Consider the following 19,984-nt stretch of genomic DNA (forward strand, 5'->3'; position numbering starts at 1 on the left):
AGGAGACTTCCGTGCCCGCGTCCCTCCCGAAGGCGGCCGCAGTCGCCGCCGGCCTCGCCGTGACCGCGCTGGCGCTCAGCGCCTGCGGCTCGGCCCCCACCACGCAGACCTCCGCCGACGGCAAGAACGGCAAGAGCGCGGCAACCGCCACCTCCGCCGAGGAATTCGGCGGCATGGACGCCCTGGTCGCCGCCGCCAAGAAGGAGGGCACGCTCAACGCGATCGCCCTTCCCCGCGACTGGGCCAACTACGGCGCGCTGATCGACGGCTTCACCAAGAAGTACGGCATCAAGGTCCAGAACGAGACCCCGGACGCCTCCAGCCAGGACGAGATCAACGCCGTCACCTCCCGCAAGGGCCAGGACCGCGCCCCCGACGTCCTCGACCTCGGCGCGGCGTTCGCGATCAGCGGAGCGCAGCAGGGCCTGTTCGCCCCTTACAAGGTCGCCTCCTACGACGACATCCCGGCCGCCCAGAAGGACGCCCAGGCCCGCTGGTACAACGACTACGGCGGCTACGTCTCCATCGGCTGCGACGCCAAGCGCGTCAAGAACTGCCCGACCACCTTCGCCGACCTGCTCAAGCCCGAGTACAAGGGCCAGGTCGCGCTGAACGGCAACCCGACCAAGTCCGGCTCCGCCTTCGGCGGCGTCTACGCGGCGGCGCTCGCGGGCGGCGGCTCCTTCGACGACATCCAGCCCGGTATCGACTTCTTCGGCAAGCTGAAGAAGAACGGCAACTACAACCCCGTCGAGTCCACCCCGGCCACGGTCGAGAAGGGCGAGACGCCCATCAGCATCGACTGGGACTACCTCAACGCCGGCTACGCCGAGGAGTTCGCGAGCAAGGGCGTGGACTGGAAGGTCTCCGTCCCCAGCGACGGCCAGTACGCCCAGTTCTACGCGCAGGCGATCAACAAGGACGCCCCGCACCCGGCGGCCGCCCGCCTGTGGCAGGAGTACCTGTACAGCGCCGAGGGCCAGAACCTGTGGCTCGCCGGCTTTGCCCGTCCCGTGCTGATGCCCGCCATGGACAAGGCCGGCACCCTCGACAGGACCGCCGCCGCCAAGCTCCCCCCGGTCACCGGCACCCCGTCATTCCCGACCGATGACCAGCAGAACAAGGCCAAGGGCGTGCTGGCCCAGGGCTGGGGCAAGGCCGTCTCCGGATGACCGGCCCGATGACCGCCACCGCGGCGCCCGTCGCCGCCGCTGCCGGGGCAACCGCCCCGGCGCGGCGGCGCTCGGCCGGCTGGCTCGCGGTGCTCCCGCTGCTCGTCTTCGTGGCGATCTGCTTCGGGGCCCCCGCGGTCGCCATGATCAACGGCGCCTTCACCGTCAAGGACCCCGCGACCGGGGCCTCCTCGTACACCACGGCGAACCTGACCACCTCCCTGCAGGGCGCCTACCTGACCGCCCTGTGGGGCAGTGTGAAGCTGTCCGGGCTCTCCGCCGCCATCGGCGCGGTGCTCGGGCTGCTGCTCGCACAGGCCGTGGTGACCTCGCGGTTCCGCGCGCTGCGTGAAGCCGTGCTGACCGCCTCCGGCGTGCTCGCGAACTTCGGCGGGGTGCCGCTGGCCTTCGCCTTCGTGGCGACCCTGGGCAACGCGGGCGTCCTCACCCGCCACCTGGGTCTCGCCGACCACGGCTGGAGCCTCTACAGCTTCTGGGGCCTGGTCATCGTCTACCTCTACTTCCTCATCCCCCTCATGGTGCTCACCGTGACCCCGGCGCTGGAGGGGTTGCGCGTCCAGTGGCGCGAGGCCGCCCAGAACAACGGCGCCACCGCCGGTCAGTACTGGCGACACGTCGCCCTGCCCGTGCTGGCCCCCTCACTCCTCGGCGGCCTGGTACTGCTCTTCGGCAGCGCCTTCGCCGCCTACGCCACCGCCGCGGCGATGGTAGGCAGCTCGGTTCCGCTGATCACCCTGCAGATCGCCGACGCCATTTCCGGCAACGTCCTGGTCGGGCAGGAGAACGTGGCGCTCGCCCTGAGCCTCGACATGATCGTCGTCGCCGGCCTGGTCATGGCGGTCTACCTGCCCCTGCAACGACGGAGCGCGCGATGGCTGGTCTGACGGACACCCGGATCCGGCCCTGGCGCGGCATCGTCCTCGCCGGCGCCGGCCTCTACTTCCTGGTGCCGCTGGCCGCCTCGGTGATCTTCACTGTGGACGTCCCCGGCCAGGGCATCACCTTCGACGCCTACGGGCAGATCCTCAAGGCCGAGGGCTTCACCTCCAGCCTGCTGCTCTCCCTGGAACTCGCGGCCGCCACCATCGCCGTCGTCCTGCTGCTGATGGTCCCCGCCATGGTGGCGCTGCGCCTGTCCGCACCCCGGCTGCGCCCGCTGGTCGAGGTGATCTGCTCACTGCCCCTGGTGGTGCCGCCGATCGCGCTGGTCGCCGGGGTCAGCAGTGTGCTGCGCTGGGGCCCCGAGCACCTGGCCACGACGCCCTTCTTCCAGACTTTCGTGGCCATCCAGAACCCGTCCTTCCCGGTCGTCCTGGTGCTCACCTACGTGGTCATGGCGCTGCCCTTCGTCTACCGGGCGCTGGACGCGGGACTGCGGGCGGTGGACGTCCGCACCCTCGTCGAGGCCGCCCGGTCCTGCGGTGCGAACTGGCCGGCCGCCCTGATCCGGGTGGTGCTGCCGAACCTGCGCGGGGCGCTGCTGAGCGCATCCTTCCTCACTCTCGCCCTCGTGCTCGGCGAGTTCACCGTCGCCCAGCTGCTGGGCTTCCAGCCCTTCGCGGTGTGGATCGTCACGGTCAGCGGCTCGCAGGCACAGCTGTCCGTGGCCGTCTCGGTGCTCAGCCTGCTGGTCACCTGGGTGCTGCTGCTGATCCTGGCCGCCGTCGGCGGACGCCGCCCGACCTCATCCGCCTCCCGGAAGTGACCGACAGATGACCGACACCTCACCCGCCCCGGTCGCCGACGCCGTGACCGCCGCGAGCAGCGGCGCCACCGTCGAGTTCCGGGCCCTGCGCCGATCCTTCGGAACCACCGTCGCACTCGACGGGCTGGACCTCACCGTCCGGCCCGGCGAACTCGTCGCACTGCTCGGCCCGTCCGGGTGCGGCAAGACCACCGCGCTGCGCATGCTCGCCGGCTTCGAGCACCCCGACTCCGGGCAGGTCCTGGTCGACGGCGAGGACGTCACCAGGATCCCCGCGCACCGCCGTGACGCGGGCATGGTCTTCCAGTCGTACAGCCTCTTCCCGCACCTGAGCGCCGCCGACAACGTCGCCTTCGGGCTGCGCATGCGCAAGGTCGGCGCCGCCGAGCGGCGCACTCGTGCCGCCGGACTCCTGGAGCTCGTCGGCCTGCCGGACCACGGGGACCGCTACCCCCACCAGCTGTCGGGCGGCCAGCAGCAGCGCGTGGCCCTCGCCCGCGCCCTGGCGCTGCGCCCGCGCGTACTGCTCCTGGACGAGCCGCTGAGCGCGCTGGACGCCAAGGTGCGCACCACCCTGCGCGAGGAGATCCGCCGCCTCCAGCGCGAACTCGGCATCACCACCCTGTTCGTGACGCACGACCAGGAGGAGGCGCTGTCCATGGCGGACCGCGTCGCCGTCATGAACGCCGGGCGGATGGAGCAGTGCGCCGCTCCCGCCGAGCTGTACGACCGCCCCGCCACCGCCTTCGTCGCCGAGTTCGTCGGCACCAACAGCCGCCTGCCGGGCCGGCTGACCGACGGCGGCCAGGTCGAGGTCCTCGGCCGGCGGCTCCCCGCCCAGGGCGAGGTGCCCGCCGGCACCGAGGTGGACGTCCTCGTACGCCCCGAAGCGGTGCGCGTGACCGCCGACCCCACCGGCGACGCGCGCGTCGTGGCGACCGCCTTCCTCGGCGCCGTCACACGGGTGACCGTGCGACTGGCCGACGGGACCTCCGTCAAGGCCGACCTGGCCAGCTCCGACGCCGCCTCCCTGCCGCCGGGCGCGACCGTCGCCGTCTCCCTGCCCGACCGGCCCGTCCTGGTCACCGCGCGCGCCGTCTGACCCCTGCCGCACCTCCATCCCCCCACACCCCCGACGAAAGAGAGCCCCGTGACCCACCCACCGCACCATCCGCTCCAGGCCGTCCTGTTCGACATGGACGGCACGCTCGTCGACACCGAGGAGCTGTGGTGGGAGGCGGTCGCCGAGGTGGCCGCCGGGCTGGGGCACGTGCTCGGCGACGCGGACGTGACCGAGGTCCTCGGCCGCGCCGTCGAGCACACCGCCGCCCACCTGGCGACCACGACCGGCACGGCGACCGGCGCCGACGAGCTGGCCGCCCACCTGCACCGGGAGTTCGCCGAGCGGGTCCGCGCACGCACGGTCCCCCGCCCCGGCGCGCTGGAGCTGCTGAACGAACTCGCCCGGCACGACATCCCCATCGCCCTGGTCTCGGCGTCCCCGCGCGAGGTCGTGGACGTCGTGCTGGCGGTGCTGGGCCGCGAGCGCTTCGCGGTCTCGCTGACCGCCGACGACACACCCCGCACCAAGCCCGCCCCCGACCCCTACCTCGCCGCCGCCCGCGCCCTCGGCGTGGACCCCGGCGCGTGCGTGGCCGTCGAGGACACCCCGACCGGTGTCGCCTCGGCCGAGGCCGCCGGCTGCCGCGTGCTCGCCGTGCCGTCCCTGACGCCCATCGCCCCCGGCGCCGGTCGTGCGGTGCTCGGCAGCCTGGAACGGGCCGACGTCCTTCTGCTGCGGGCCCTGGTCGCGCGGCCGCCGTCCTTCCTCGTGCCCGCCTTCACCAGCCGCCGCGCCCGCGTCGGGGAGCTGTTCCGCGCCACCGTCGCCGGGCTGCTGCGCGGTGCTCCCGTCACGTACGCCAAGTCCTCGGGCCCCGGCTGGGCGCGGGTCTGCGCCGACGGCACGGTCACCGGCACCCCCGACGCGCCCGGCGACGCGCAGGTCCGCGTCACCGCCACGGACGCCGACGGACGCTCCGCCACCGTCACCGTGCGTGTGCCGGTCGTCGCGGCGGACGAGCCCATGGTGCGGCACCTGCGCGTCATGAGCTGGAACCTGTGGCTCGGCGGCAGCCGCGTCGACGACCACCGCGACAAGCAACTGCGTGTACTGCTGGACGCCGACGTGGACGTCGTCGGCCTTCAGGAGACGCGGACGCACTCCGCGAAGGAACTCGCCGAGGCACTGGGCTGGGAGCACCACCAGGCGGGCGACAACCTCGGCGTCATCAGCCGCTACCCGATCGCCTCCCGCCACGGCCTGCCCGCGAGCCCGTTCTACGGCGGCCTCGGCGCCACCATCCGGCTCGACGAGGGCCGCGACGTCACGCTGTGGAGCGCGCACCTCAACTACACCCCGTACGGCCCCTACGACGCCCTTCACGACCGGCAGCCGGTCGAGGTGCTCGTCGAGCACGAGGCCGCCTCGGGACGCCTGGAGCAGTTCCGGGACATCCTGCACGACATGGCCGATGACCTCGCCGCCCGCGACACCACCCCGGTCGTCCTCGTCGGCGACTTCAACGTCCCCTCGCACCTGGACTGGACGGCCGAGGCGGCGCCCCTGCACGGCGGGTACGGTCCCGTGCCCTGGCCGGTCACCCTCGCCGCCGAGGCCGCCGGGCTGCGCGACTCCTACCGCGAGGCCCACCCGGACCCCGTGCGCGACCCCGGCACCACCTGGTCACCGGTCAACCCCGAGCCCGAGCCGCAGGACCGGATCGACTACGTCCTGTACGCCGGGCGGGCCCTGCGCGTGCTGGACTCCACGACCCTGGTCACCGGGGAGCACCGTCCCGGACCGCATGTGGCGGGCAACGACTGGCCCTCCGACCACGCGGCCGTGGTCACCACGTTCGCCTGGTCCTGAACAGGCGGGCCCGTGCGACCGGTCCGGTGGCACGGGCTCAGCGGCACTCCTCCATGCTCTCGAACTCCGGCGGCCGCTGATCCGCCAGCTCCTGCGGGGTCAGCGGCTTGAGGTGCTTCTTGTACGAGTCCCGCCAGGCGCCGGAGGAGATCTGCTCCTTGATGGCGCCGCATATGGCGTGCTTCAGCGCGGGCTCGTCCTTGTGCAGCCCCACGCCGTACGCCTCGCTGCCGAACGGCGCTCCCAGCAGGCGCAGTCGCTTGCTGTGCTGCGCCCGGTAGCCGGCCAGGATGATGTCGTCCGTCGACACGGCGTCGACCCGGCCGGCGAGCAGTTCGTCGACGCACAGACCGTACGAGGCCAGCTGCTCGGTCTTTATCAACGGGTACTGCTTGCGCAGCCGTTCGGCGGGCGTCGAGTCGGTGACCGTGCAGACCTTGTGGCCGAACAGGTCCTGCGTGCCGTGGACGGGGGATTCGTCGCGCACGAGGAAGTCCTGCGCGGCCTGGTAGTAGGGACCGGCGAAGTCGACCTGCTTCTTGCGCTCATCGGTGATCGAGTAGCTGGCCACTATCAGGTCGACCTGCCCGGTGCCCAGCCGGTACTCGCGGGACTGGGTGTTGACGACCGCGAACCGGACCTCCTTGAAGCCCAGTTTGCGGGCGATCGCCCAGGCCAGGTCGATGTCGAAGCCCTCGTAGCCGCCCTTGGCCGTGGCCGAGGCCTCGCTGAGGCCGGGCTGGTCCTCCTTGACGCCCACGAGCAGGTAGCCGCGTGTCCGGGCCGCCTGGATGGTCTGCGAGTCGGAGAGGTCCGGCCCGGCGTCGCGCGACCGGTCGAAGACGAACCAGCCGCACGCGGCCAGGACCGCGAGGGCGACCCCGCCCGCCGCAAGCGTGTACCAGCGCCGCCGGGAGGGGCGCGGGTGCGGGGGCCGCGGATCCCGCGGCGGGGTCACGGAGTCGGGAACCTGCCGTATGCTGACGCCGGACCCGTCCGTCCGCGTGGCGTCGGGGTCGTAGTCCGGGTGGACGCCCACCGGGAACTGCGGGGTCTCCTGCGCCACGTGCTGCAGCAACTGCTCGGCGCGCTCCGCCGACAGGCGCGCCCCCGGCTCCTTGACCAGCAGCCCGTCGATCAGCGGGCGCAGTGGCCCCGCGTGCGCCGTCGGCGGCGGTTCCGCCGTGCGGACGGCCTCCAGTACCTCGTACGGCGTCGGCCCGCGGAACGGGGCCCGGCCCTCGACCATCTCGTAGAGCGTGACGCCCAGCGACCACAGGTCGGCGGCGGGCGTCGGGGTGAGCCGGCCGGCCAGCTCCGGCGCCAGATACTGCGGGGTGCCGACGGTCTCGTGCATCCGCGTCACCTGGGCGGCGCCCTCGAAGGTCGCGATCCCGAAGTCCATGAGCACCGCCCGCCCGTCGCGGCGGAACAGGATGTTGTGCGGCTTCACGTCGCGGTGCAGCACCCCGGCGGCGTGCACCGCGCGCAGCCCGCGCAGCACCTCCAGACCGATCCGCGCCGCCTGCAGCGCCGGGATCCGGCCCCGCTCGCGCAACTGGTCCGCCAGCGAGTGCGGGTTGACCTGCTCCATGACGATCCAGACCTGGCCGTCGGCCTCGATCACGTCGTGCACGGCGACCACGTGCTCGTGCCCGATCCGGGCGATGGCCTGCGCCTCCCGGCGCGCCCGCTCCACCCACTGGGCCTGGGTCTCCGGGTCCAGCGCGCCGCGGAACAGCAGTTCCTTGACGGCGACCTGACGGCCGAGCCGGTTGTCGTGCGCCTCCCACACCACGCCCATGCCGCCGCGCCCCAGTTGCCGGCGCAGCTCGTAGCGGCCGTCGACGAGGGTGTGCGGCATACCCCCAGAACTCATGCGTGTGCCCCCATCGGTACGTGGTCCGCTACAGGTTAGGGGGCTCTGACGGGGATGCACATCGTCCCCGGGACGCGAGATGATCTCATGTCGGGCGGAATGGTCCGTACCGGTCCCGGGGACGTTCTAGGGCTTCACGGACCGGTAGTAGCGTTCGGCGCCCGCGTGCAGCGGCAACGGGTCGGTGAAGACCGCCGTCCGCAGGTCCATCAGCTGGGCGGCGTGCACCTCCTGACCGATCCGGTCACGGCTGTCGATCACCGTGCGGGTGACGCGCTCCACCAGCCCGGTGTCCGTCCGGTCCGTCGTGATCAGCAGGTTGGCCACGGCGATCGTCTGCACCGCTTCGCGGCCCCGGACCATCGGGTACGCGTCCGCCGGCATGACCGCCTGCCGGTAGAACGTCGACTCCCCGCTCTCGGCGTGCAGCCGGGCCACCAGGTCGCCGAGCTGGACCAGCTTCACGTCGGTGGTCTCCGCAAGGTTGGCGATGGTCTTGGTCGGCAGTCCGCCCGACCAGAAGAAGGCGTCCAGTTTCCCCTGGCGCAGCATCTCCGGCGCCCGGTCGATGCCCACCGTGCGGCGCCGCACGTCGCCGGGCTTCCCGAGGCCCGCCGCCTCGAGAAGCCGCTGCGTTATCAGGTTCACCCCGGAGCTGGGCTGGCCGATCCCCACCCGCAGCCCGCGCAGGTCCTTCGCCGACCGCACGGGGGAGTCGGCGGGTACCACAAGCTGCATGTAGTCGTCGTACAGCCGGGCGCAGGCGCGCAGCCGCTCCGCGCCCGGGCCGTCGTAGTCGGCGACGGCGTCGGCCGCGGCGATCGCGAAGTCGGCCTTGCCGGTCGCGACCCGCCGGACGTTGTCCACGGACCCCTCGGACCGCACCAGGCGCACCGGCACCCCCGGCAGGCCGGTGTGCAGGTAGGGCTGGAGCCGCTTGCCGTACGTGTCGTACACGCCGTTGCGCACACCGGTGGCGATGTCGATCCGGTCCTTCGGGTACGACGGCCCCTTGGAGGGCAGCACCCACCACAGCAGCAGCGCGACCGCCGCCGCCACCGCCAGCACGGCCTGCACGGCCCTGCCTCTGCCGATCCGGGAGAGCTCCATCCCCGCGATAGTGCCAGTCCCCCCGTCGCACTGGCCAGCGCCGTCCCGCCGGCCCGGCCCACCGCCGGTGCGGACCAGCCCCACGGGGAACACCCCTGCCGCCGACCCCGGGATACCAGCACCGCCCGGCATCGACCCGGTACCGGCCGTGCGTACCCCCCGTGTGCTGCCCGGCGGGTACGCGGGTAAGGACACCCTGCTGCTGGGCACCCACTTCCCGCCGCCCGCAGCCGCCCGCCACAAGGGCGGGCGGGGGCACGGGCGCGCGCGGCGCGCCCTTACCCTGGATGGGTGCAGCGTGAAGAGCAGGGTGTGAAGAGCTACGAGATCCGCACCTACGGGTGCCAGATGAACGTCCACGACTCCGAGCGGCTGGCAGGCCTCCTGGAGGCGGCCGGCTACGTCCGCGCGCCCAAGGGCGAGGACGGCTCGGTGTCCGCAGATGTTGTCGTCTTCAACACCTGCGCGGTCCGCGAGAACGCCGACAACCGCCTCTACGGCAACCTCGGCCGCCTGGCCCCGCAGAAGGCCGCCCGGCCGGGCATGCAGATCGCCGTCGGCGGCTGCCTGGCGCAGAAGGACCGGGACACGATCGTCAAGAAGGCCCCCTGGGTCGACGTCGTCTTCGGCACCCACAACATCGGCAGCCTCCCGGTGCTGCTGGAGCGCGCCCGGATCGCCGAAGAGGCGCAGGTCGAGATCGCCGAGTCGCTGGAGACCTTCCCGTCCACGCTGCCGACCCGGCGCGAGTCGGCCTACGCGGCGTGGGTGTCGATCTCGGTCGGCTGCAACAACACCTGCACCTTCTGCATCGTCCCCGCGCTGCGCGGCAAGGAGAAGGACCGCCGCCCCGGCGACATCCTCGCCGAGGTCGAGGCGCTGGTCGCCGAGGGCGTCATCGAGGTCACCCTGCTCGGCCAGAACGTCAACGCCTACGGCTCCGACATCGGCGACCGCGAGGCCTTCAGCAAGCTGCTGCGCGCCTGCGGGAAGATCGACGGCCTGGAGCGGGTCCGCTTCACCTCGCCCCACCCGCGAGACTTCACCGACGACGTGATCGCGGCCATGGCCGAGACGCCGAACGTGATGCACCAGCTGCACATGCCGCTGCAGTCCGGCTCCGACACGGTGCTGCGCGCGATGCGCCGCTCCTACCGGCAGGACCGTTACCTCGGGATCATCGAGAAGGTGCGCGCGGCCATGCCCGACGCCGCCATCTCCACCGACATCATCGTGGGCTTCCCCGGCGAGACCGACGAGGACTTCGAGCAGACGCTGCACGTGGTGCGCGAGGCGCGCTTCGCGCAGGCCTTCACCTTCCAGTACTCCAAGCGCCCTGGCACGCCGGCCGCCGAGATGGAGGGGCAGGTGCCGAAGGCGGTCGTCCAGGAGCGCTACGAGCGGCTGGTCGCGCTCCAGGAGGAGATCTCCTGGGCCGAGAACAAGAAGCAGGTCGGCCGCACCCTGGAGGTGCTGGTCGCCGAGGGAGAGGGCCGCAAGGACGAGGCCACGCACCGCCTGTCCGGCCGCGCCCCCGACAACCGCCTGGTGCACTTCGCGCCGCCCGCCGAGCCGGTCCGCCCCGGCGACGTGGTCATGGCACGGATCAGCTACGCCGCGCCGCACCACCTGCTCGCCGAGGACCCGGCCTTCGGCGTCCGCCGCACTCCCGCGGGCGACGCCTGGGAGCGCCGCACCTCGGCCGCGGCGGCCAGACCCGCGGGTGTCATGCTGGGCCTGCCGACGATCGGCGCGCCCGTGCCGGCCCCGGCGGCGGCCGCACCGGGATGCGGCTGCGACTGACCGGCGCGGGTCCGTGAGGACCGCGAAAACGAGGGGGGACGCAGGTGGCTCGTTGGGGGCTGTTCGCCGAGGAGACCGTGGGCAGCGGCGACGCCAGGCGCTGGGAGTTCGAACTCCTCGGTCACGCCGACGGCACGCGGCAGGAGGCGTTGCGGAAGCTGGAGGAGGCGGCGCTGGCCTACCGGCCGAGCAAGCCCTTCAGCATCCGGCGCAGCCGGCTGTACCGCTCGGGAGAGGGGTTCGTACAGGTCAACGAGGGTGTCACCACGACCTACATCTGCCGCTTCACGGTCGCCGAGCTGGTGCGGGACAGCAAGGACCCGAAGGTCGCCGCCACGGCCGAGCCCTGGGACCGCGTGCCCGAGGGCTTCTGAGACGACGGACGGTAGGGTTCCGATCATGCTGGTCGCCGCCGCCGTCTGCCCCTGTCCGCCGCTGCTCGTGCCCGACGTCGCCTCGGGGGCGGCGCCGGAACTGGACCCGCTGCGTGCCGCCTGCGCGGACGCGCTGGCCGTGCTGGCCGCCGCGCGCCCCGATCTGCTGGTCGTGGTGGGCGCCGCGGACTCCGCGCACGTCTGGGAGGGCGGCGGTACGGGCTCGCTGCGCCCGTACGGTGTGAACCTGACGGTGCGGCTCGGCGACGGCAGCGACCCCGAGCCCCTGGCCCCGTCGCTGACGCTGGCGGGCTGGCTCCTGACGCGGGCCGGCTCCACCGCGCCCCTGCACGCCTGCGCGGTGCCGGCGCATGCGCCGGCCGGCCGGATGCTGGAGCTGGGACGGGGCCTGGCGGAACTCGCCGACCGGGTGGCGCTGCTGGTCATGGGCGACGGCAGCACCTGCCGGACGCTCAAGGCGCCCGGCTACCTCGACGAGCGCGCCGAGCCCTTCGACGCCTCCGTGGCGCGCGCCCTGGCCGCCGCCGACACCGGGGCGCTGGCGGCCCTGGACGCGGGGCTCGCGACCGAACTGGGGGCGGCCGGACGCGCCCCCTGGCAGGTGCTGTCCGGTGCCGCCGACGGCGCCGGGCTCGGCGGGCAACTCCTCTACGACCAGGCGCCCTATGGTGTCGGCTACTTCGTGGCGGCCTGGTCATAGGACCCGTCGGGTCCGGCCGGCCGGGTGGGACGTCTTCAGGCCGTGTCCTTGGAGCCGCTGTCCTTGAGGTGCTCCATGGCGCCCTTCGTCTTGTCCACGCCCTTGTGGATCTTCCCGCTGTACTTGTGCTTGGTCTTCTCGTCCACCGTGTGCGCGACCTTGTCCAGCCGGGAGCCGATCGCCTCGCCGTGCTGCTCCATGAAGCCGCCGGCCTTGGCGCTCGCCCTGGCCCTGGCGTGCTCGGCCTTGGCCTTCAGCGTGTCCTTGAAGCTCATGCGTCACCGTCTCCCATGGATGCCTTTTGCTAGAAATGACCCTTTTCTTGTAACGATCTTACTCGTCCACGGGTGAATCCGCGCCGCCGGAATTTGCGAAACTGTGCACGTGAGAAACGACGTCCCCCACGTGATCGCCGTCGTCGGCCCCACCGCGGCCGGCAAGTCCGACCTCGGAGTCGCCCTTGCCCAGGCCCTCGACGGGGAGGTGATCAACGCCGATTCCATGCAGCTGTACCGCGGCATGGACATCGGCACCGCCAAGCTCGGCGAGGACGAGCGGCAGGGAGTGCCGCACCACCTGCTCGACATATGGGACGTCACCCAGGCCGCCAGCGTCGCCGAGTACCAGCGTCTCGCCCGCGCCGAGATCGACCGGCTGCTGGCCGCCGGGCGCACCCCCGTGCTCGTCGGCGGCTCGGGGCTCTACGTGCGCGCCGCCATCGACGCCCTGGAGTTCCCCGGCACCGACCCGGAGGTGCGCGCCCGGCTGGAGGCGGAGCTCGGCGCGCTCGGCTCGGGGCCGCTGCACGCCCGTCTGGCCGCCGTGGACCCGGAGGCGGCCCGCGCGATCCTGCCCAGCAACGGCCGGCGGATCGTCCGCGCGCTGGAGGTCGTGGAGATCACCGGCCGCCCCTTCACCGCCAACCTGCCCGGGCACGACTCCGTGTACGACACCGTCCAGATCGGCGTCGACGTGCCCCGCCCGGAACTCGACGAACGGATCACGCTGCGGGTCGACCGCATGTGGGAGGCCGGACTGGTCGGCGAGGTGGCCGCCCTTGAGACGGCCGGCCTGCGCGAGGGACGCACGGCCTCCCGGGCCCTCGGCTACCAGCAGGTGCTGGCCGCGCTCGCCGGGGAGTGCACGGACGCGGAGGCGCGCGCCGAGACCGTCCGCGCCACCAAACGTTTCGCGCGCCGTCAGGACTCGTGGTTCCGCCGGGACCGCCGGGTGCACTGGCTGGCGGGCCGCGGACAGGAACTGGCCGGCCAGGCGCTCGCCCTTCTCGGCCCGTCCGGTCGGGCGGTCACAGCCTGATCACGTGATGGCATCGGGACGCCCCAGCGGCACTTGACGCCGCTTCGAGCGTGACATCATCGAGCATCGAAGCTACGGTGTCGGACTTCTTGGGAGGGCGCGTGGCGATGGAAGCCGGCCCTCGCAATGGACCACAGCCGGAACACACCGAGCGCGCCTCCGGCGAGGAGCTCGAGCAGCGCGACCGGCTCGTCGTGGACGGCCCCCTGGAGGACCCGCTGGACGAGCAGACCCTCGCGGAGGAGCAGCAGTCCTTCCGTGAGCTGCGTCCCGAGCGGCGCCTGCGCGCGTGGCAGCTCGCCCCGATCGTGGCCCTCGGTGTGCTCGGCTCGCTGATGTTCGCCTTCCCGCTGGCCTTCGAGACCGGCGACGGCGGCGCGGTCGTCGCGATGCTCGGCCTCCTGCTGGGCTGCTGCTCCGCGGGCTGGGGGATCATGGCCGCCCGCCGGGTCGGCTACACCTGGCCGGGGCTGCCGGCCCGCGGCTCCGGCCGCCGCCCGGACTGGCGTTTCGTGGCGCTGTACGCGGCGATCACGGTGGTGATGGCGCTGCTCGCCTTCTGGCGGGTCGCCCGTCTGCGCTGACCCGTAGACTCAGGCCATGACCAGCGCGGCACCGCAGGGCCTGCCCTTCCTCAAGGGGCACGGCACGGAGAACGACTTCGTGATCATCCCCGACCCCGACGGGGCCCTCGACCTGACCGCCGGGACCGTCGCGCGCCTGTGCGACCGCCGCGCCGGGATCGGCGGCGACGGGGTGCTGCGGGTCGTGCGGTCGGCGAAGCACCCGGAGGCCGCCGCCATGGCCGCGGAGGCCGAGTGGTTCATGGACTACCGCAACAGCGACGGCAGCATCGCGGAGATGTGCGGCAACGGCGTACGCGTCTTCGCCCACTACCTCCTGCGCGCCGGGCTCACCGGCGCCGGGGACGTCGCCGTGGCGACCCGAGCGGGCGTGCGCCGGGTGCGCATCGAAGAGGACGGTGACATCACCGTCGACATGGGCCGCGCCGCGCTCCCCGGCGGTGAGGTCGAGGTGGCGGTCGGCGAGCGCAACTGGCCCGCCCGCAACGTGAACATGGGCAACCCGCACGCTGTCGCGTTCGTCGACGACCTCGCCGACGCCGGCAAGCTGCTGGAGCCCCCGGCCTGGGCGCCCGCGACGGCCTACCCGGACGGCGTGAACGTGGAGTTCGTCGTCGACCGCGGCGACCGCCACGTCGCCATGCGGGTCCATGAGCGCGGCTCCGGCGAGACCCGCTCCTGCGGCACCGGCGCCTGCGCCGTCATGGTCGCCGCGGCCCGGCGCGACGGCCGCGACCCGGCCGTGACCGGCAGCCCCGAGACATACCGGGTCGACCTGCCGGGCGGCACCCTGGTCATCACCGAACGTCCCGACGGCACTGTCGAGATGACCGGACCCGCCGTGATCGTCGCCGAGGGCGTCATCGACCCGGCCTGGCTCGGCGAGCGCGGCTGAGGATCCACTCCGCGGACCCGGTATTCGCTCGAACGGGTGATGCCGATCACGCTGGGCGAGAGTGTGGCAGCGGCACGTGATGGGCTCGGTAGCATCAAGCACCGGCACGGAAGCCATCCCGCCGGTGGGTGACGCTGCCGGAGGTGCCGCATGAGACCGGACAACGCAGTGGAGACCGCCCCGGGCGCCGCGGCACGCAGGCGCATCCCCCGGACCGCGGACCTGCGCCGGCTCGGACGTGCGGCCCTGCTGGGCTCCGGCGGCCGCGCCGGCCGACTGCCGGACGCCATCGAGCACATCGCCAAGGTGCACCGCGACCGACATCCCGGCGCGGACCTCGCCATCCTGCGCAAGGCGTACGTGCTCGCCGAGTCCTCGCACCGCGGCCAGATGCGCAAGAGCGGCGAGCCGTACATCACGCACCCGCTCGCGGTGACCCTGATCCTCGCCGAACTCGGCGCTGAGACCACCACGTTGACCGCATCGCTGCTCCACGACACCGTCGAGGACACTGATGTGACGCTCGATCAGGTGCGGGAGGAGTTCGGCGAGGAGGTCCGTTTCCTGGTCGACGGCGTCACCAAGCTGGAGAAGGTGGACTACGGCGCAGCAGCGGAGCCCGAGACCTTCCGCAAGATGCTGGTCGCCACGGGCAACGACGTCCGGGTCATGTCCATCAAACTCGCCGACCGGCTGCACAACATGCGCACCCTCGGTGTCATGCGCCCCGAGAAACAGGCCCGGATCGCCAAGGTCACCCGGGACGTGCTGATCCCGCTCGCCGAACGCCTGGGCGTCCAGGCGCTCAAGACCGAACTGGAGGATCTGGTCTTCGCCATCCTCCACCCCGACGACTACCTGCGCACCACCGAACTGATCCTGGAGCACGCCGCCCTGCCCGATCCGCTGGGCGCCGTCGCCGAGGACGTCCGCAAAGTGCTCCGCGAGGCCGGCATCAGCTCCGAGGTCGAGGTGCGTCCCCGGCACGTGGTGTCCGTGCACCGGGTCCGGCTCAAGCGCCGCGGTGCGCAGCCCGGCGGCAGCGACTTCGGGCGGGTGCTGATCCAGGTCGCCGAGGACGCCGACTGCTACGCCGTCCTCGGTGAACTGCACACCTGCTTCACCCCCGTCATCGCGGAGTTCAAGGACTTCATCGCGGCGCCCAAGTTCAACCTCTACCAGTCGCTGCACACCGCCATCCGCGACGGCGAGGGCCGCATCGCCGAAGTCCTCATCCGCACACGGCAGATGCACCATGTCGCGGAGGCCGGGGTCATCGCGCTCGGCAACCCGTACGCCACCGGCGACGGCGCGGACTCCGACGAGGGCGAGCGCGCCGACCCCACCCGTCCCGGCTGGCTCGCCCGGCTGCTGGAGTGGCAGCGTGAGGCCCCCGACCCGGACTTCTTCTGGAGCACCCTGCGCGACGAGCTCGCCCAGGACCGCGAGATCACCGTCTTCTCCGCCGACGGCGGCACCGTGGGCCTGCCCGACGGCGCCACCTGCACCGACGCCGCGTACGCGCTGCACGGCGAGGGCGCCCACTCCTGCGTCGGGGTGCGCGTCAACGGCCGGCTCGCGCCGCTCGGCACGGCATTGAGGGACGGCGACACCGTCCAGCTCCTGATGACCGAGGCCACCGACGGGGAGGGGTACGGGCCCTCGCCCGAGTGGCTGGAGCACGCCCGCACCCCGGCCGCCCGGATCGCCATCGCCCGCTGGCTGGAGGCCCATCCGGTGGCCCCCGCCGAGCAGGAGCCGGCCGCCCCCGCCGTGCGCTCCGCCGCCACGGCCGCCCGCCGGGCCGCCGAACCGCTCGCGGACACCGACCCGCCCGGCGCCGCCGTCCGCATGGCCCGCTGCTGCACCCCCGTGCCGCCCGACGGGATCACCGGCTTCCCCATCCGCGGCGGCACCGTCGCCGTGCACCGCAGCGAGTGTCCCGTCGCCGCACGCATGGCCGCCTCGGGCCGCGCCACGGTCGCCGTCCACTGGCGCTCCGACGCCCCCGTCACCGGTCACCGGGCCACCCTCTACGCCGAGGCGCTCGGCCGGCCCCGGCTGCTCGCCGACCTCACGGAGGTGATCGCCACCGAGGGAGTCGCCATCGTCTACGCCGCCGTGGAGCCGCCGCAGGAGCACCGCGTACGCCACACGTACACCGTCGAACTGCCCGACCCGGGAGCGCTGCCCGCCCTCATGCGTGCCATGCGCGCCGTCCCCGGCGTGTACGACGTGTACCGCGCCCAGGAGGCCGTGGCCGCCGCGCAGCCGTAGCGGAGTACCCGATCGGGTGGGGTGCTGACGCGCCGCGCCCGGGCGGGCACGGGGCGCTGATAGCCGTATCCCATGATCGGATCCTTTGCGCGCCGTGCCACCGTCACCGCGGCGGCGGTGGTGGCGCTCACCGCGGCAGGACTGCCCGGCGACACGACGCCCGCAGGGCTCGGTGACCGGCTCTACCCCGAACTCGGCAACCCCGGGTACGACGTCTACGACTACGACATCTCGTTCACCTACCACGGCAACGACCGGCCCCTGGACGCGATGACCCGGGTCGACGCCCTCGCCACGGACACCCTGAGCCGCTTCTACCTCGACTTCCGCGGCGACGTCCGCTCCGTCGAGGTCAACGGCCGCCGCGCGGCGTTCCGCACCTGGCGCGAGGAACTGGTCGTCACCCCCGCCGTCCCGGTACCCCGCGGGGACCGCCTGCGGGTGACCGTCGTCCACACCAGTGACCCGGTGGCCAAGGGCGACACCGGCTGGATCCGCACCAAGGACGGTTTGGCCATGGCCAACCAGGCCGCCGCCGCCCACACCGTCTTCCCCTGCAACGACCACCCCTCGGACAAGGCCCGCTTCGCCTTCCACGTCACCGCGCCCGGCGATCTCACGGTCGTCGCCAACGGCCTGCCCGAGACGGCCGTCCGCAAGGGCCCCGTGACGACCTGGAACTACCGCACCGTCCACGTGATGGCCACCGAGCTCGCCCAGGTCTCCATCGGCCGCTCCACCGTCGTACGCCGCACCGGCCCCGGCGGCCTCCCGCTGCGTGACGTCGTCGGCTCCGCCGACCCCGACCGGGCCAAGCTCGACAAGCGCCTGGCGATGACCGCGGGGCAGATCGCGTGGATGGAGCAGCAGGTCGGCCCGTACCCCTTCGAGACGTACGGCATCCTCAGCGCCGACACCGTCACGGGTTTCGAGCTGGAGACCCAGACCCTCTCGCTCTTCGAGCGGCGGGTGCTGCTGGCCCGCGAGGCCGAGGCGGCGCCGGTGATGGTGCACGAGCTGGCCCACCAGTGGTTCGGCGACAGCGTCTCGCCCGCGACCTGGTCCGACCTGTGGCTCAACGAGGGGCACGCCACCTGGTACCAGTGGCGCTACGCCGCCGAGCACTACCACGAGCTCACACTGGAGCAGCTCGCCAAGGCCGCCTACGGCGCCGACGCGCGCCTGCGCCGTGACGGCGGCCCGCCCGCCGCCCCCAAACCCCCCGGCGTCGACGGCAAGCTCGGCATCTTCCGCGGCAACGTCTACTTCGGCGGGGCGCTCGCGCTGTACGCCCTGCGCCAGGAGATGGGCGCCGACGCCTTCCAGCGGCTGGAGCGGGCCTGGGTCGCCCGCCACCGCGACGAGGCCGCCTCCACCGGTGACTTCATCGCCCTCGCCTCCGAGGTCGCCGGCCGTGACCTCGGCGGCTTCCTGCGCGCCTGGCTCCACGGGCCGACCACGCCCCCGATGCCCGGCCACCCCGACTGGAAGCGCTCCGTGCCCGCCAAACCGGTGCACGGTCACGCGCACCAGGGCGAGGCGGGGAAAGTCGCGTGACCCGGCGGCGACGGGCGTGCGACCATCTACGTACGGCGACGACGGCGCGTCCGGACCGGGGGAATCCTCCGGGCCCGCGCGGCGTTGTCACCGTACGAGGGGCCGAGCGCCCCCGTTCCCGTCGATCTTCCGAGCAAAGGATCCAATGACCTCCTCTTCCTCCTCTTCTTCTGCTTCTTCTGCCCGCAGCCGCCAGCGCCTCCCCGAGAGCCTTCGGGCCGACGCCCTGATGGAAGAGGACGTCGCCTGGAGTCACGAGATCGACGGAGAGCGTGACGGCGATCAGTTCGACCGCTCCGACCGTGCGTCGCTGCGTCGGGTCGTCGGCCTCTCCACCGAGCTCGAGGACATCACCGAGGTCGAGTACCGCCGGCTCCGCCTGGAGCGGGTCGTGCTCGTCGGGGTGTGGACGGACGGCACGGTGCAGGACGCCGAGAACTCCCTCGCGGAGCTCGCCGCCCTCGCCGAGACCGCCGGCGCCCTGGTCCTGGACGGTGTCATCCAGCGCCGCGACAAGCCGGACCCGGCCACCTACATCGGCTCCGGCAAGGCCCAGGAGCTGCGCGACATCGTCGTGGAGACCGGCGCCGACACCGTCGTCTGCGACGGTGAGCTCAGCCCCGGCCAGCTCATCCACCTCGAGGACGTCGTCAAGGTCAAGGTCGTCGACCGCACCGCGCTGATCCTCGACATCTTCGCCCAGCACGCCAAGAGCCGTGAGGGCAAGGCCCAGGTCTCCCTCGCGCAGATGCAGTACATGCTGCCGCGGCTGCGAGGCTGGGGTCAGTCGCTCTCCCGGCAGATGGGTGGCGGTGGCTCGGGTTCCGCGGGCGGCGGCATGGCCACCCGCGGTCCCGGTGAGACCAAGATCGAGACCGACCGGCGGCGCATCCGCGAGAAGATGGCAAAGATGCGCCGCGAGATCGCGGAGATGAAGACCAGCCGCGACCTGAAGCGCCAGGAGCGCAAGCGCCACAAGGTGCCCTCGGTCGCGATCGCCGGCTACACCAACGCCGGCAAGTCCTCGCTCCTCAACCGGCTCACCGGGGCGGGCGTCCTGGTGGAGAACGCGCTGTTCGCCACCCTGGACCCGACCGTGCGCCGGGCCGAGACCCCGGGCGGGCGGCTCTACACCCTGGCCGACACCGTCGGTTTTGTGCGGCACCTGCCGCACCACCTGGTCGAGGCGTTCCGCTCCACCATGGAGGAGGTCGCCGAGGCCGACCTCATCCTGCACGTGGTGGACGGCTCGCACCCCAACCCGGACGAGCAGCTCGCCGCCGTGCGCGAGGTCTTCCGTGACGTCGGCGCGCTGGACGTGCCGGAGATCGTGGTGATCAACAAGGCGGACGCCGCCGATCCGGTGCTGCTGCAGTCCCTGCTGCGCCGTGAGAAGCACTCCATCGCCGTCTCCGCCCGCACCGGGCGGGGCATCGCGGAGCTGCTCGGCATGATCGACGACGAGCTGCCGCGGCCCGCCGTCGAGATCGAGGCCCTGGTGCCGTACACGCGCGGTGCCCTCGTCGCCCGCGTCCACGCGGACGGCGAGGTGCTCTCCGAGGAGCACACCGGTGAGGGCACCGTGCTCAAGGCGCGGGTGCACGACGAGCTCGCGGCGGAGCTCGAACCGTTCGCGC

Annotated in this window: 17 protein-coding genes; 14 read left to right on the top strand and 3 right to left on the bottom strand. The window is 72.8% G+C overall.

Annotated features, from left to right (window positions below):
• Positions 1-11 precede the first annotated feature (11 nt).
• From ACRWNP_RS26270 to ACRWNP_RS26290, 5 genes are read left to right on the top strand one after another with little or no spacing between them, the layout of a single operon-like run.
• Complete coding sequence (locus tag ACRWNP_RS26270) at positions 12-1,172, top strand: ABC transporter substrate-binding protein (protein ID WP_431965467.1); 1,161 nt, start codon at positions 12-14, stop codon at positions 1,170-1,172.
• 8 nt (positions 1,173-1,180) lie between these two features.
• Positions 1,181-2,077, top strand: coding sequence for an ABC transporter permease (locus ACRWNP_RS26275; protein WP_431965469.1), 897 nt, complete (start codon positions 1,181-1,183; stop codon positions 2,075-2,077).
• Positions 2,065-2,898: an ABC transporter permease gene (locus ACRWNP_RS26280; protein WP_431965471.1), complete on the top strand. Its 834-nt coding sequence runs from the start codon at positions 2,065-2,067 to the stop codon at positions 2,896-2,898. The genes ACRWNP_RS26275 and ACRWNP_RS26280 overlap by 13 nt, the downstream gene beginning before the upstream one ends.
• Before the next feature lie 7 nt (positions 2,899-2,905).
• Positions 2,906-4,000: an ABC transporter ATP-binding protein gene (locus tag ACRWNP_RS26285; RefSeq protein ID WP_431965473.1), complete on the top strand. Its 1,095-nt coding sequence runs from the start codon at positions 2,906-2,908 to the stop codon at positions 3,998-4,000.
• Between the two features lie 48 nt (positions 4,001-4,048).
• Positions 4,049-5,830 (top strand): HAD-IA family hydrolase, encoded by a 1,782-nt coding sequence (locus ACRWNP_RS26290; protein WP_431965475.1) that lies wholly within the window; start codon positions 4,049-4,051, stop codon positions 5,828-5,830.
• Between the two features lie 37 nt (positions 5,831-5,867).
• Here the strand turns inward: ACRWNP_RS26290 and ACRWNP_RS26295 are convergent, their stop codons facing one another.
• Both ACRWNP_RS26295 and ACRWNP_RS26300 read right to left on the bottom strand, forming a co-directional pair.
• Positions 5,868-7,709 (bottom strand): bifunctional serine/threonine-protein kinase/glutamate ABC transporter substrate-binding protein, encoded by a 1,842-nt coding sequence (locus tag ACRWNP_RS26295; protein WP_431965477.1) that lies wholly within the window; start codon positions 7,707-7,709, stop codon positions 5,868-5,870.
• Between the two features lie 126 nt (positions 7,710-7,835).
• The gene (locus tag ACRWNP_RS26300) at positions 7,836-8,819 is read right to left on the bottom strand and encodes a TAXI family TRAP transporter solute-binding subunit (RefSeq protein ID WP_431965479.1); all 984 of its coding nucleotides are present in this window, start codon (positions 8,817-8,819) and stop codon (positions 7,836-7,838) included.
• Between the two features lie 312 nt (positions 8,820-9,131).
• Between ACRWNP_RS26300 and miaB the strand changes: the two genes are divergently transcribed.
• Genes miaB through ACRWNP_RS26315 form a run of 3 tightly spaced genes read left to right on the top strand, consistent with a single transcriptional unit; the run spans position 9,132 to position 11,717 of the window.
• Positions 9,132-10,622 carry a tRNA (N6-isopentenyl adenosine(37)-C2)-methylthiotransferase MiaB gene (gene miaB / locus ACRWNP_RS26305; RefSeq protein ID WP_431965503.1) on the top strand — a complete coding sequence of 497 codons (1,491 nt, stop codon included), beginning with the start codon at positions 9,132-9,134 and terminating at the stop codon, positions 10,620-10,622.
• A gap of 44 nt (positions 10,623-10,666) precedes the next feature.
• Positions 10,667-10,996, top strand: a complete 330-nt coding sequence (locus ACRWNP_RS26310) for a hypothetical protein (RefSeq protein ID WP_431965481.1) — start codon at positions 10,667-10,669, stop codon at positions 10,994-10,996.
• Positions 10,997-11,021: 25 nt separating this feature from the next.
• Entirely contained in the window at positions 11,022-11,717 is a 696-nt protein-coding gene (locus ACRWNP_RS26315) for a hypothetical protein (RefSeq protein WP_431965483.1), read from the top strand.
• A 35-nt stretch (positions 11,718-11,752) separates the two neighbouring features.
• Here ACRWNP_RS26315 and ACRWNP_RS26320 read toward each other — a convergent pair whose 3' ends face one another.
• Complete coding sequence (locus ACRWNP_RS26320; RefSeq protein ID WP_431965485.1) at positions 11,753-11,992, bottom strand: antitoxin; 240 nt, start codon at positions 11,990-11,992, stop codon at positions 11,753-11,755.
• Positions 11,993-12,095: 103 nt separating this feature from the next.
• Between ACRWNP_RS26320 and miaA the strand changes: the two genes are divergently transcribed.
• The 6 genes from miaA to hflX form a co-directional block, all read left to right on the top strand.
• Positions 12,096-13,034, top strand: a complete 939-nt coding sequence (miaA, locus tag ACRWNP_RS26325) for a tRNA (adenosine(37)-N6)-dimethylallyltransferase MiaA (RefSeq protein WP_431965487.1) — start codon at positions 12,096-12,098, stop codon at positions 13,032-13,034.
• A 107-nt stretch (positions 13,035-13,141) separates the two neighbouring features.
• Complete coding sequence (locus tag ACRWNP_RS26330) at positions 13,142-13,618, top strand: hypothetical protein (RefSeq protein WP_431965505.1); 477 nt, start codon at positions 13,142-13,144, stop codon at positions 13,616-13,618.
• Positions 13,619-13,634: 16 nt separating this feature from the next.
• Positions 13,635-14,513 carry a diaminopimelate epimerase gene (gene dapF, locus ACRWNP_RS26335; protein WP_431965489.1) on the top strand — a complete coding sequence of 293 codons (879 nt, stop codon included), beginning with the start codon at positions 13,635-13,637 and terminating at the stop codon, positions 14,511-14,513.
• Positions 14,514-14,663: 150 nt separating this feature from the next.
• The gene (locus tag ACRWNP_RS26340) at positions 14,664-16,790 is read left to right on the top strand and encodes a RelA/SpoT family protein (RefSeq protein ID WP_431965491.1); all 2,127 of its coding nucleotides are present in this window, start codon (positions 14,664-14,666) and stop codon (positions 16,788-16,790) included.
• Positions 16,791-16,862: 72 nt separating this feature from the next.
• Positions 16,863-18,347, top strand: a complete 1,485-nt coding sequence (locus ACRWNP_RS26345) for a M1 family metallopeptidase (protein ID WP_431965493.1) — start codon at positions 16,863-16,865, stop codon at positions 18,345-18,347.
• A 145-nt stretch (positions 18,348-18,492) separates the two neighbouring features.
• Positions 18,493-19,984, top strand: a 1,492-nt coding sequence (gene hflX / locus ACRWNP_RS26350) for a GTPase HflX (protein ID WP_431965495.1), incomplete at its 3' end; no start/stop codon positions are given.

It is taken from the genome of Actinacidiphila sp. bgisy160 (assembly GCF_965342435.1).
Taxonomy (GTDB): domain Bacteria; phylum Actinomycetota; class Actinomycetes; order Streptomycetales; family Streptomycetaceae; genus Actinacidiphila.